Below are 12,874 nucleotides of genomic sequence, written 5' to 3' on the forward strand. Positions count from 1 at the left end.
GTTTTAAAATCATTTCGTATTTTTGAAAAATGAACTTCACTACAAAAATACCCATTTCAAAATCAGATAAACCGATAGATTATAATTCAAGAATTGTGTCTTTGGGTTCTTGTTTTGCCGAAAATATGGGTGAGAAGTTCTGCTATTTTAAATTCCAAAACATCGTCAATCCGTTTGGGATAATCTTCAATCCGGTTTCAATTGAAAATCTGATTTCGAGAGTTGTGACTAATAAAAAATTTACCGAAGAAGATATTTTTTTTCACAATGATTTGTGGCATTGTTTTGAAGTGCATTCCGCGTTACGTCATCAGAACAAAGAAATGGTTATAACCAATCTTAATGCTTTAATCGATTCAACGCATTACCAAATAACCAACTCCACACACATCATAATTACTTACGGAACCTCTTGGGTTTACCGAAATGAACAGTCCGGAAAAATTGTAGCCAATTGTCATAAAGTGATGCAAAGCAAATTTGGCAAAGAGATTCTAACGGTTGAAACTATCGAGAAATCCATTCAAAACACTATTGATATAATCCGAAAAATCAATCCGTATTGCGCTTTCATTTTTACTGTTTCGCCAGTTCGCCATATCAAAGATGGCTTTGTAGAGAATCAACGAAGTAAATCTCATTTAATCACTGCCATTCACAATTTACAATTCGCAATTCACAATTACTTTCCATCCTACGAAATTATGATGGACGAGCTTCGCGATTATCGATTTTATGCCGAAGACATGTTGCATCCAAGCCAGACTGCGATAGATTATATTTGGGTTCGCTTTTTTGAGAATTATATTTCAGAAGAAAACTTTTCAATGATGGAAGAAGTGTGCAGCATTCAAAAAGCATTGTCACATCGCCCATTTAACCCTGATGCTGATAGTCATCTAAAATTTATTAGTAATCTTAACGACAAGATTATCAGGTTACAAGAAAAGTTTCCGCACTTTCAATTTTAACAAAATACGACATTTGCCGTATTTTATCCCATAGGTTTTAGTTATAGGTTTGTTCCCGTAATTAACAACCTAAACCATGAAAATTTTTAGAACTACACTGGTATTTGCATTCTTTATGCTGTGCACTACCAGCGTCTTTGCGCAAAGTAACATTTTTACCGAAAGACCCGTGCTTACGGATGAGGAAGAAGTTTCGGCAACAGTAACCAAAGAAATAGACGAAGTTTTTCAATCCGCGGATTTTTTAAAAAGAAAAAACAAAAAATTTGCTGATGTCAAAGGCACAATGGTCATTGATATTGGCGTAGTGCAAAACGGAAAGGTTTCTTCCTTTTTCAAAGTAGATAGCGACATCAAGAATATTGACTTCATCAATTTTATGTCGGACTATATTCTGCAGCACAAATTCCAATTTAAACTTCAAAAGCAACAGCGCTACAAGGTTCGTTATTCGATTACATTTTAATACAAACAATAAAAACAATAAAAACAATAAAAACAATAAACAATGAAAAAAACTATTTTAGTAATGACGATGCTAGGCTTGGCATTCACATTACCGGCAACTGCTCAATTTGGGAAGTTATTAGGTAAAGGTAAAGGAGCCGGAAAAAAATCCGGAAGTTTTGCCACCGTTTGGGAATCAGAATTTGATAACAAAGCTTCGCGATTGGCTTTGTGCGATGGCGACGGGAATTATATTATTGGTACCGATGACAATTCAGCTACAGTGGTAGACGCGAGCGGGAAAGCTATCTGGAGTGGCGATTATAAAAAACTAACTACAAACAAAACCAATAATTCGGAATACCAATACACAATCTGGAAAGACAAAGGCGGTTACCTTTTTCTTTTTGATAAAAGAAGTTTAGGAACGGACAGAGTTGCGGTTTTGGATTTAGCGACCGGAAAAGAGCTGTGGAATTCTGAATTATATCAGGATCTAATTCCGAAAGGCGGAGCAAAATCCGAGGAAGGCACTGATGAAGGCGAATTGGAAACGGTAAAATACATTAATGAATTGGATTCGTTTTTAATTTCACAACGAAATTCAGTGATTTTGGTAAAGGCCAATACAGGCGAAAAAATCTGGGAAACCAATCGTTTTAAAGGCGGTGTTGGAAAATATGTTTATGACGCCAAACGAAATGAAATCATTATGGTAAATTTCAAACCAACGGCGTTAGGTGCTTTGTTTTCCGGATTTAAAAATCAGTTAGTCCGAATTAACGCATCGAATGGCGACGTGCTTTGGGATGCCACTTTCACAGGTTCTATCGAAAAAGAGTTGGTTACCAGAAGAGCGATTATAGATTTATGGATTAAAGGTGATAAAATATTCATGTACTTAGACGGAATGAATGTTTACGATTATAATACGGGTCAAAAACTTTGGTCAGTAAATTATGAAAACGATATGGGAGGCAAAGGCGGACTATTCTCAAATAGTGCCCATAAAAAATATTACAGGACTATAGCGGATCCCTTATTTGTTGACAACGCCGTTTACATAGTAATGCTGGGTGGCAGCAACCGAACAAAATATGTTGAAAAACACGATATGGCTTCAGGGAAATTATTATGGGCTTCAGAGAAAATTACGGGCGCTTTTTGTATGCCGAACATTTATAAAGCCGGCGATAAAATCCTAATTCAGGTTGGTGGTAAAGTGCAGGTTCAGGAATACCGACTAGAGAATAGTTCAGGAGGAATGGCAGGAGGAATGGCGGCACTTGGCGGTTTCGGTGGCGGAAATGTTAAGCAGTGGGTGCCTTATATTTATTGGGATTACAAAGCACAGAAGAATTCCGTATTGTGTATCGATGATAAAACCGGAACCACGGCCTGGCGTTCAGAAAAATTTGATAAAAGAATTACTGACTTGATTTTGGATGGAGAAAAAACAGTTTTTGTGGGAGATGGTGATGAATTTTACAGCTATGACATTGCCACAGGAAACCAACTATACGATGTAAAACACAACGATGCTAAAGTTGGTAAAGCGACTGATGTTATTGATTTTGATGACAAAGTAGTGGTGCTTTCTGAAAAAGGATTGGCGGCTTACAACAAAAAAGATGGTACCCGTGCTTATGCTTCTGAAAAAATAAAAGGAGTTGATTATTTCTATCACATCGGCGATAATTATTTCCTTAGAGATCAAAGAAACAGTAAAAACATCATTTATGGAATAGATATGGCCAATGGTGAGACCAAAGGTTCAGTCGAATCTAAAGGAAAAGGTGGAAGTCCAAAATACGGAAATGGAATAGACATTACTTCTGATGGTGAATATATCTTTGCGTTCAAAGGGAAAAAAGTAGAGAAAATTAAAGTAAATAATTAGAATTTTAGTTTGAATAAAAGGACTGTAACTTAAAATTTGCAGTCCTTTTTTAATTAAACCCTATGAAAACATTTTTAAGCCTTTTTTCTTTCCTCTTTTTTCTTTTTTCCATTAATGCCCAGCAAGTTCAATGGGCGAGTAAATTGGTAAAATATTCTTCCGATTTAGGCGGTAAGCAATTCGGAATAAAAAGAATATTAGGAAAACCGGATGCTTTTCCACAGGCGGGAAGCAGCCCCAATGCCTGGACACCAAAGAACGCCCTTAATGGAAACGAATGGGTAGAAGTGAGTTTTGAAAAGCCACAAATTGTTAAGCAAGTAGCCGTTTTTGAAAACCTCACTGCAGGTTGCGTGGTGAAAATTGGTGTCGATACAGGTTCGGGGAAATATGAAACGGTTTGGTCCCGAAAAATGAATTATAAAACACCGACTTTCAAGGCTACCATTCCGGCTGACCACAAATACTATTTCAGGAGAAAAAGAAGAAAAATTCAGGAAGCACCGGATGTGCTCAATCCCGGAATTGAAAACGCAATATTGGAAAATGCTGTTTCCGGTGTCGTTGGTGTTCGGGTAGAATTCAATTTTGCATTACTACCAGGACAAAAGCAAATAGACGCTATTGGAATTTCGGATTCGGAAATGCCGCTTGATGCTAAAATAAACACGAACGATTCATTTGAAAAATTGCCTCCTCCAACTGTAGTAGCTTTAGACGGAATAACACCAACAAACCCAACAATAACAAACGACGGCAGGAAAATGTATATCACCGCAGTGGATAACGACGTGGAGATGATTTATTCTTTTTCTAAAAAAGACGATGGCAGTTGGACCAACAAAACATTGGAAACTACTTTGAATACAGGCACAAAATATAATTATGTCGAATATGCAGGAACTGATTTTCTCTTAAAAGGCGGAAACGCATACACTAAAGGAACAAATGAAACAGGTTATGAAGTTTTTTCAACCAAAAATGGAACTTATGAATCGACAGGTCCAATAAAAGTTACAGCCTATAACAACTATGAAGACACTTCTGACGCTACAATGACAGCTGATAAGAAAATTTTTATTATGGGTATTGAGACTGATTTTACACAAGGTGGAACCGATTTATATTTCGCGCAACAAAAAGAAGATGGTACCTATGGATTTTTACAAAACATGGGTAAAATAATCAATTCAGGGGCAGATGAAGGCATGGCCCAACTGCTTTCTGATAACAAGACCTTGTTATTCAGCAGCAACGGATTCAGTCGCTATGGCGATTTTGATATCTATTTTTCTTATCGATTGGATGACACCTGGAAGAATTGGTCGGAACCAATAAATCTTGGCAGTAGGATTAATACAAATGAATTTGATGGTTTGCCATTTTATGATGAAAAAAATGAAATTCTATACTTCATTTCATTTACCGACGGTAGTAATGTTTTAAAGAGTATTGCTGTATCAAAAGACCTGTTTAAGAGTAATTAAATACAATTTATGAAATATTTTAATCTGATGGAAGATTTATATCCATAAAAATAAATTAGGTACATCTGTTTCCTTTAACATTTTTAATATATTTATCTTATTAAATAAAAATGAAGAAGGAACAGAAATAAGTATCAAAGTTGAAGAATATATAGATTGGCAGATTGTGAATAATGATTTAAATAAGGCATATGCCGTATTTTTTTTGTCAAATTATCTCAGCAAATTTGTTTCATCAAGTGGTATTGATATTTATCATAAAATAACTTAGGTTGTTTTTATTGTTGTCCTTTTCATTCTGTGTTTTATTCAAGCTAAATCACACGTTTGAAAAGGCCTTTTTTTAATCATTGCCACATAAATGTTTAGATGAATAGTATAAAAATGAAATTAAGTATACTTTTTGCACTCTTAATTTTTACGAGTGATTTTGCATTGGGACAAAAAGTAGTTACCAAAAAACAAATCGATTCCATCAACAATCTTCAGTATGATGTAAAAATTGCCAACACTTCAAAATCGGTTCAATGGTTTACTGAAAATTTATCCAACGCTCAAAAAACAAAATATCCGCAAGGCATTGCCGATACCTATTCTAATTTGGGTTTGGTGTATTATTTTCAAGGGAAATATGATAAAAACACCAATTGCATGCTCAATGCCATTCGGTTGTATGACAAATTGGGATTGAAAAGTAAATTAGCGCATGCTTACGCAGAATATGGATATCAACTCAAAATCCGTGATATGAAAATGGCGTTGCGCAATATGCAAAAAGGCATAAAACTAGCGGAATCTGTTTCAGATGATTCCCAGTTAGGAGCTATTTATGATAATTATGGCGTTTTGAAGGAAATGAATAAGGAACTCGATAGTGCGTTGTTTTTTTACAACAAATCTATGGCTATAAAACAAAAAATTAAAGACAACCTTGGCATTCCATATAGTGCTAATAAAATTGCTTTGGTAAAATTGATGCAAAAAAAGCCATCGGAAGCAAAGCAACTTTTGGACTATGCCTACCAAATCAGAGTGAAGATTAAAGATGTTTATGGCATCGCAGAAAATCTCAATTATTATGGTTTCTATTTCAAAGAAATTGGAAACGATAAAGAAGCAATAAATTACTTTAATCAGGCAGTAGCGTGGAGCAAAAAAAATAATTATCCATCATTATTGGAAGATAATTACAAAGAATTGTCGGATGTGTATGCGCGAAACAGCGATTTTAAAAAGGCGCTTTTGAACTATAAAAACCATGTGTTGTACAAAGACAGCATTATGAATTTAGACATAAGGTCAAAACAAGCGGAACTCGATACAGAATACCAAACCGAACAAAAGGAGAAAGAAATTTTGTTGCAAAGAGCCCAAATTGCCGAAAAAAACCTCTGGATATTAGGTGGATTCTCACTGGCAATGTTTGCTATTTTAATTGGATTGATTTTTTATAACAAACAAAAACAAAAAACAACCCAGCTTCAGAAGGAAAATGAACTGAAAGATGCATTGTTAAAAATTGAAACCCAAAACAAACTGCAGGAGCAACGCTTACGTATTTCGAGAGATTTGCACGATAATATTGGAGCGCAACTTACCTTTATTATCTCATCTATTGACAATTTGAAATACGGTTTTAAAATAGAAGACGAAAAACTTGAAAGCAAACTTAACAGCATCAGTTCTTTTACCAAAGAAACTATTTATGAACTGCGAGATACAATTTGGGCAATGAACAAAGACGCCATTAACTTTGAGGATTTAAAAACCAGGATTTCTAATTTTATAGAAAATGCCAAAATAGCTTCTCACGGTATCGATTTTCAGTTTGTATGTCATGGCGATTTCGAAGATGCTTTTTTTACTTCTATTGAAGGAATGAACATCTACAGAATTATTCAGGAATCTATAAACAACGCCCTGAAACATGCCAATGCCAGTAAGGTTTCGGTGAATGTTCGCAGAGAAAATGCCGGTTACGAAATTGAAATTATTGATAACGGCGCCGGATTTGATTCGGTCAATACTATTTCAGGCAACGGATTAAATAATCTGAAGAAAAGAGCCAAAGAAATTAACGGAGAAATTTCAGTAACTTCATTAAAACAAAAGGGAACTACAGTTTCATTACATCTAAAAACCACAAAATATGCCGGTTAGAATAGCTATTGTTGACGATAATGTTTTTCTGCAAAAGGCCATTGCCGAAAAACTATCATTTTTTGATGATTTGGTTTTAAAGTTTACCGCTAATGATGGTAATGAAGTACAGCAGAAATTAGAACAAAATAAAAACATCGATTTGATTTTGATGGATATCGAAATGCCGGAATGCAACGGTATCGAAGCCACAAAAATTATTAAGTCAAAATATCCGCAAATCAAAATCATAATGCTTACTGTTTTTGACAATGATGAAAACATTTTTAATGCTATAAAAGCGGGTGCCGATGGCTATTTGCTAAAGGAAGTAAATCCAAAGGAACTCCATCAGGGCATAATTGAAACACTAAATGGCGGTGCGGCCATGAATCCTTCAATAGCTTTAAAGACATTGAAACTGCTGCGTAATCCGGTAAATTTCGAACAAAAAAACGATGAAGAAATCAAATTGACTCCGAGAGAAGTTGAAGTTTTAGAGCAATTAAGTAAAGGATTGAATTATAACGTGATTGCAGATAATTTGTTCCTTTCTCCATCTACAGTTAGAAAACATATAGAAAACATTTATACGAAACTCCAAGTCCACAACAAGCTCGAAGCTATTCAAAAAGCCCGAAGCAATAATTTGATTTAAGTCTAATCCGTTTAAAATAAATTCTATATTTGAAAGGATGAAGATTACCGACAGAAAAACCGAAATCATAAACGTGGCAGCCAAGCTTTTCAAAGAGAAAGGATACAGCGCCGTAACCATGCGCGACATTGCCCAAGCCATGGATATCAAAGCGGCAAGTTTGTACAATCACATCAAATCCAAACAGGAAATTCTGGTTTTAATCGTTATCGAAATTGCCGAAGAATTCACCACCACCATGAACGAAGTTGTAAATTCTAACGAAACCACCATCAAAAAAATAGAAAGGATCATCCAGTTACACATCGATATTACCTTGCGCGATGCCAATGCCTTGGCATGTTTAAACAACGATTGGATGCATTTGGCTGATGCCGAATTGACGTATTTTATCAAAATGAGGGAAGATTATGAAGAAAATTTCCGAACTATAATCAAAAAAGGAATTGCTGACGGTGAAATCAAAAACCTCAATCTGGAAGTGATTATTTTCTCCACACTTTCTACGTTGCGTACACTCTATCTTTGGTACGGAAAGAAAAAAAGCCCTGATCCTGCAGTCTTAAAATCAAACATGATTAAGGTTTTATTAAACGGAATTGTAGTTATTTAGTTTCCTGATAATCAGCGGTTATTAATTTTTCAAACGTTATCGTAACTTTTTAATAATTATTCCTTAATTTTGCATAGTAAACTAACAATTGTTAGTTTTATCGTAAATCAGATTTATGGCAAAATTTCACAGCATTAAAGTGGCAGATGTTTATAAAGTAACCAAAGATTGTTCGGTAATTACGTTCGATATTCCTGCGGAATTGCAGGAAGAATTCCAATTCAAACAAGGACAGCATCTAACGTTGAGAGCCAATATCAACGGCAAAGATGAAAGACGTTCCTATTCGTTATGCTCCAGTCCAATGGAAAACAAATGGCAGGTAGCAGTTAAAAAAATTAGCGAAGGTGTTTTTTCCACTTTCGTAAATGATACGTTAAAAAAAGGCGATTCACTCGATTTAATTGCGCCACACGGAGCTTTCCACACAAATGTCAATCCGGCGCATGCCAAAAACTATATCGCTTTTGCCGCCGGCAGCGGAATAACGCCAATACTTTCCATCATCAAAACACATTTGGCTGCCGAACCGAAAAGCACTTTTAAACTGTTTTATCTTAATCGAACCGTTAAATCAATTATCTTTAAAGAGGAAATTGAGCAACTAAAAAATAAATATTTCGGACGTTTTGAAATCTTTCATTTCTTAACCAAAGAACACCGAAACATTGAGCTTTTGAACGGAAGATTTTCAAAAGAAAAACTCCAAATCCTAACCGATAAAATCATCGATATACCATCCACAGACGATTGTTTTATCTGCGGTCCGGAACAAATGATTTACCTGTTGCGAGATGAGTTAACAGCAGCCGGATTGCCCAAGGAAAAAATACATTTCGAGCTGTTCAACACAGGAATATCAGAAGAAGACAAACAAAGAATTAGCAAAATAGTTGAGAAAAAAGTCGAAGGAACAGAAGTCACGGTAATCGATGGCGGAAAAGAATTCCATTTCGTTATGGACGAAGCCTATGACAACATTCTCGACAGCGCCATCGCCGCGGGAGCTGATTTGCCGTTCGCCTGCAAAGGCGGAGTTTGCAGCACCTGCCGATGCAAAATTGTAGAAGGTACTGCCGAAATGAAAGTGAATTATGCACTTGACGCCAGTGAAGTAGCTAAAAATTACATACTGAGTTGCCAAGCCGTACCAACATCCAAAAAGGTTGTGGTCGATTTTGGTGGTTAATTAGGAGCTGATCCCGCTATCCGCTATATCTTTTGTTAAAAAACAAAAGGATACCGCTACTATCGGGGCTAAAAAAGAAATGATAAGTACACAATAACTGAACATTAAATAGAAATTATGTCAGAGAAAGAGGTTAAAAATTTAGAAGAACAATTCGATGCCCGCATCGCCCGCGACGAAAAAATCGAGCCCAAAGACTGGATGCCCGAAAAATACCGTCAAACACACATTCGTCAAATGTCGCAACACGCACATTCCGAAATCGTAGGCATGCTGCCCGAAGGAAATTGGGTAACGCGCGCTCCGTCGCTACGAAGAAAAGTAGCCTTATTGGCCAAAATCCAGGACGAAGCCGGTCACGGATTGTACCTATACAGCGCCTGTGAAACCTTGGGCATTTCCCGTGAAGAATTATATGAACAACTGCATTCAGGCAAAGCCAAATATTCCAGCATATTCAATTATCCAACATTAACCTGGGCCGACATGGGTGCGATTGGCTGGTTGGTTGACGGTGCTGCCATTATCAATCAGGTGCCTTTATGTGCAACCTCATTTGGACCTTACGCCCGTGCAATGGTTCGTGTATGCAAGGAAGAAAGTTTTCACCAACGTCAGGGTTTTCAAATCATGATGACGTTGGCTGAAGGAACACCCGAACAAAAAGCGATGGCACAAGATGCATTGAACCGTTGGTGGTTTCCGTCATTAATGATGCTGGGACCAACTGACGCCGCCTCAGTTCACACTGAGCAATCCATGAAATGGAAACTGAAACGCAAAACCAATGACGAATTACGTCAGCAATTTGTAGATCAAACCGTGCCGCAAGCGGACATGATTGGCTTAACCATTCCGGATCCAACATTGAAATGGAACGAAGAAACCAAACATTACGAATTTGGCGAATTGGATTGGGACGAGTTTTGGCAGGTGGTTAAAGGCCACGGACCGTGCAACAAACTAAGGATTGATGCCCGTAAAAAAGCATGGAGCAATGGCGAATGGGTTCGTGATGCCGCCATGGCTTACGCCGAAAAACAAACAAATAAAGAATTAGAAAGAGCAGTATAAATTGTTATCAGTTCTCTGTTCTCTGTTTTAAACGGACAACCGACAACCGACGACGGACAACTTTAAAACTATGAAAAACTGGCCACTTTGGGAGGTATTTATCAGAAGTAAAAACGGATTAGAACACCGTCATTGCGGTTCCCTTCACGCAAGTGATGCAACGATGGCGCTAGAAAACGCTCGCGATGTCTATACCCGCAGAATGGAAGGCGTGAGCATTTGGGTCGTTCCATCAGCGCAAATCACAGCATCCAACCCGGAAAATAGCGCAGAGCTTTTTGATCCTGCAAAAGATAAAGCCTACCGTCATCCAACGTTTTATGAACTTCCGGACGAATTAAAACACATGTAAGATGAAAGACAATTTAGTGCAATACATCTACGGAATTGCCGATAACGCACTGATTTTGGGCCAGCGTTTAGGCGAACTTTGCGGACACGGGCCAAGCTTGGAAACTGATATTGCCATGACTAATATTTCGCTCGATTTGTTGGGGCAAGTGCGTAGTTACTACCAATACGCGGCGCAATTACAAGGTGGAGACGTCACCGAAGACACCATCGCTTTTTTGCGTTTGGAAAGAGAATACAAAAATATACTGCTGGTTGAACAACCAAATACCGATTTTGCTTATTCCATCACAAGACAATTCCTGTTCGATATTTTTCATTTGGCTTTATTGGAACAATTGCAAAACAGCAAAGATGAAATGCTTTCGGCCATTGCCAAAAAAAGCATCAAGGAAGTTTTATACCACACGCGTTTCTCTTCTGACTGGATCAAAAGATTAGGAGATGGTACCGAAGAAAGCCACGATCGTATCCAAACAGCGATGAATGATTTATGGATTTTTACAGATGAATTATTCCACCAGACAGATGCAGACAAAGCAATTGTTACCGAAGGAATCGGTGTAGATGTGACACTTTTAAAAGCAGGTTTTTATCAAAAGATAAATGCTATTTTAGAAGAAGCAACATTGCAACAGCCAGCCATTGAATACTTCCAAAAAGGAGGAAAGTTAGGAATTCACAGTGAACACATGGGTTACATTTTGACAGAAATGCAGTTCATGCAAAAAACGTATCCCAACATGAATTGGTAAAATGACGGCAACTGAACTTCATATCGACCAACAACTGTTTGATATACTCGAAACAGTATCAGACCCGGAAATTCCCGTACTTTCCATCATGGAGATGGGAGTAGTACACTCGGCAATATTGGTAAATGACGTAGTTGAGGTCGAAATTACGCCAACATACAGCGGTTGTCCAGCCATGGATGTAATTACGGATGATATCAAATCAGCCTTCAAACAGAAAGGGTTTCAAACCAATGTTAAGTTAGTATTGTCACCAGCCTGGACCACCGATTGGATTACGCCAAAAGGACGCGTAGCTTTAGAAAAATACGGGATTGCTTCTCCGTTAACTGCTGAGGCAGACAAAGAAGCATTATTAGGAAACAAAAAAGTTGTGAAATGTCCGCAATGCGGATCATTGAACACAAAACTAGTCAGTCAGTTCGGATCCACAGCCTGCAAAGCATTCTTTCAATGCGAAGATTGTTTGGAGCCGTTTGACTATTTCAAATGTTTAAAATAAAGTATAGATGAGTTCAGTACTTCTTAAAATAGAAAACAACATCGCGTTTATTAATTTAAACCGACCGGAAGTTTTTAATAGTTTCAATCGTGAAATGGCTTTGTCATTACAAAACATATTGGACGATTGTGATAATGATGCCAACGTTCGCGCTATTGTAATCACCGGAAATGGAAAAGCTTTTTGTGCCGGACAAGACTTAAAGGAAGTTACCGATCCCGAACTGAATCCAGGTTTCAGAAAAATCCTTGAAGAACACTATGGTCCCATTATTCAAAGAATCAGGACCATAGAGAAACCGGTGGTAGCCGCTGTAAACGGTGTAGCCGCTGGTGCAGGAGCTAATATAGCTTTAGCCTGTGACATCGTGGTTGCCGCGGAAAATGCCAGTTTTATCCAGGCGTTTAGTAAAATCGGATTGGTTCCTGACAGCGCCGGAACATTTTTCCTTCCGAGATTAATCGGATTCCAAAAAGCTTCCGCCATAATGATGTTGGGCGATAAAATAAGTGCATTGGAAGCTTTTAATATGGGAATGATATATAAAATAATTGCATCGGGACTATTTGAAGAAGAGGTTTGCAATTTAGCGATGACTTTAGCTCAAATGCCCACAAAGGCTTTAGGTTTAACCAAAAGATTATTAAACCAATCGATGACCAATAATTTGGAACAACAACTCGCATTGGAAAGTGATTTGCAGATTGAAGCCAGTTCGTCCAACGATTACAAAGAAGGCGTAACCGCTTTTGTAGAAAAAAGAACGCCGGAGTTTAAAGGAAATTAGT

At 37.3% G+C, this 12,874-nt stretch carries 13 protein-coding genes; all 13 read left to right on the top strand.

Annotated features, from left to right (window positions below; genetic code table 11):
• Nucleotides 1–29 precede the first annotated feature (29 nt).
• The 13 genes from Q0Q99_RS08840 to Q0Q99_RS08900 all read left to right on the top strand — a co-directional run bounded on the left by Q0Q99_RS08840 (nt 30) and on the right by Q0Q99_RS08900 (nt 12,873).
• Complete coding sequence (locus Q0Q99_RS08840) at nt 30–971, top strand: GSCFA domain-containing protein (RefSeq protein WP_293894488.1); 942 nt, start codon at nt 30–32, stop codon at nt 969–971.
• Nucleotides 972–1,047: 76 nt separating this feature from the next.
• Nucleotides 1,048–1,437, top strand: coding sequence for a hypothetical protein (locus Q0Q99_RS08845; protein ID WP_293894491.1), 390 nt, complete (start codon nt 1,048–1,050; stop codon nt 1,435–1,437).
• Nucleotides 1,438–1,479: 42 nt separating this feature from the next.
• Entirely contained in the window at nt 1,480–3,318 is a 1,839-nt protein-coding gene (locus Q0Q99_RS08850; protein ID WP_293894494.1) for a PQQ-binding-like beta-propeller repeat protein, read from the top strand.
• Between the two features lie 62 nt (nt 3,319–3,380).
• The gene (locus Q0Q99_RS08855) at nt 3,381–4,805 is read left to right on the top strand and encodes a hypothetical protein (protein ID WP_293894497.1); all 1,425 of its coding nucleotides are present in this window, start codon (nt 3,381–3,383) and stop codon (nt 4,803–4,805) included.
• Between the two features lie 384 nt (nt 4,806–5,189).
• Entirely contained in the window at nt 5,190–6,965 is a 1,776-nt protein-coding gene (locus Q0Q99_RS08860; RefSeq protein WP_293894500.1) for a sensor histidine kinase, read from the top strand.
• On the top strand, nt 6,955–7,602 hold the full coding sequence (locus Q0Q99_RS08865; RefSeq protein WP_293894503.1) for a response regulator transcription factor: 648 nt from the start codon (nt 6,955–6,957) through the stop codon (nt 7,600–7,602). The genes Q0Q99_RS08860 and Q0Q99_RS08865 overlap by 11 nt, the downstream gene beginning before the upstream one ends.
• Nucleotides 7,603–7,639: 37 nt before the next feature.
• Nucleotides 7,640–8,215, top strand: a complete 576-nt coding sequence (locus Q0Q99_RS08870; RefSeq protein ID WP_293894506.1) for a TetR/AcrR family transcriptional regulator — start codon at nt 7,640–7,642, stop codon at nt 8,213–8,215.
• Nucleotides 8,216–8,330: 115 nt separating this feature from the next.
• Nucleotides 8,331–9,404 carry a 1,2-phenylacetyl-CoA epoxidase subunit PaaE gene (gene paaE / locus Q0Q99_RS08875; RefSeq protein WP_293894509.1) on the top strand — a complete coding sequence of 358 codons (1,074 nt, stop codon included), beginning with the start codon at nt 8,331–8,333 and terminating at the stop codon, nt 9,402–9,404.
• Nucleotides 9,405–9,521: 117 nt separating this feature from the next.
• A complete protein-coding gene (gene paaA, locus Q0Q99_RS08880) occupies nt 9,522–10,478 on the top strand; it encodes a 1,2-phenylacetyl-CoA epoxidase subunit PaaA (RefSeq protein ID WP_293894512.1) in 957 nt (318 codons plus the stop codon).
• A gap of 70 nt (nt 10,479–10,548) precedes the next feature.
• Nucleotides 10,549–10,830: a 1,2-phenylacetyl-CoA epoxidase subunit PaaB gene (gene paaB, locus Q0Q99_RS08885; protein ID WP_293894515.1), complete on the top strand. Its 282-nt coding sequence runs from the start codon at nt 10,549–10,551 to the stop codon at nt 10,828–10,830.
• Between the two features lies 1 nt (nt 10,831).
• On the top strand, nt 10,832–11,584 hold the full coding sequence (paaC, locus tag Q0Q99_RS08890) for a 1,2-phenylacetyl-CoA epoxidase subunit PaaC (protein ID WP_293894518.1): 753 nt from the start codon (nt 10,832–10,834) through the stop codon (nt 11,582–11,584).
• A gap of 1 nt (nt 11,585) precedes the next feature.
• Complete coding sequence (gene paaD / locus Q0Q99_RS08895) at nt 11,586–12,086, top strand: 1,2-phenylacetyl-CoA epoxidase subunit PaaD (RefSeq protein WP_293894521.1); 501 nt, start codon at nt 11,586–11,588, stop codon at nt 12,084–12,086.
• A 7-nt stretch (nt 12,087–12,093) separates the two neighbouring features.
• Nucleotides 12,094–12,873, top strand: coding sequence for an enoyl-CoA hydratase-related protein (locus Q0Q99_RS08900; protein WP_293894524.1), 780 nt, complete (start codon nt 12,094–12,096; stop codon nt 12,871–12,873).
• Nucleotide 12,874 lies beyond the last annotated feature (1 nt).

Origin of the sequence: Flavobacterium sp. (assembly GCF_025352425.1) — a bacterium.
GTDB lineage: Bacteria > Bacteroidota > Bacteroidia > Flavobacteriales > Flavobacteriaceae > Flavobacterium.

Excerpts from the sequence above, each read along its gene's own strand:
- Q0Q99_RS08850 (WP_293894494.1), top strand. The coding sequence starts at position 1,480 with ATGAAAAAAACTATTTTAGTAATGACGATGCTAGGCTTGGCATTCACA.
- Q0Q99_RS08865 (WP_293894503.1), top strand. The coding sequence starts at position 6,955 with ATGCCGGTTAGAATAGCTATTGTTGACGATAATGTTTTTCTGCAAAAG.
- paaD (WP_293894521.1), top strand. The coding sequence starts at position 11,586 with ATGACGGCAACTGAACTTCATATCGACCAACAACTGTTTGATATACTC.
- paaA (WP_293894512.1), top strand. The coding sequence starts at position 9,522 with ATGTCAGAGAAAGAGGTTAAAAATTTAGAAGAACAATTCGATGCCCGC.
- paaE (WP_293894509.1), top strand. The coding sequence starts at position 8,331 with ATGGCAAAATTTCACAGCATTAAAGTGGCAGATGTTTATAAAGTAACC.
- paaC (WP_293894518.1), top strand. The coding sequence starts at position 10,832 with ATGAAAGACAATTTAGTGCAATACATCTACGGAATTGCCGATAACGCA.
- Q0Q99_RS08900 (WP_293894524.1), top strand. The coding sequence starts at position 12,094 with ATGAGTTCAGTACTTCTTAAAATAGAAAACAACATCGCGTTTATTAAT.
- Q0Q99_RS08840 (WP_293894488.1), top strand. The coding sequence starts at position 30 with ATGAACTTCACTACAAAAATACCCATTTCAAAATCAGATAAACCGATA.
- Q0Q99_RS08870 (WP_293894506.1), top strand. The coding sequence starts at position 7,640 with ATGAAGATTACCGACAGAAAAACCGAAATCATAAACGTGGCAGCCAAG.
- Q0Q99_RS08860 (WP_293894500.1), top strand. The coding sequence starts at position 5,190 with ATGAAATTAAGTATACTTTTTGCACTCTTAATTTTTACGAGTGATTTT.
- paaB (WP_293894515.1), top strand. The coding sequence starts at position 10,549 with ATGAAAAACTGGCCACTTTGGGAGGTATTTATCAGAAGTAAAAACGGA.
- Q0Q99_RS08855 (WP_293894497.1), top strand. The coding sequence starts at position 3,381 with ATGAAAACATTTTTAAGCCTTTTTTCTTTCCTCTTTTTTCTTTTTTCC.
- Q0Q99_RS08845 (WP_293894491.1), top strand. The coding sequence starts at position 1,048 with ATGAAAATTTTTAGAACTACACTGGTATTTGCATTCTTTATGCTGTGC.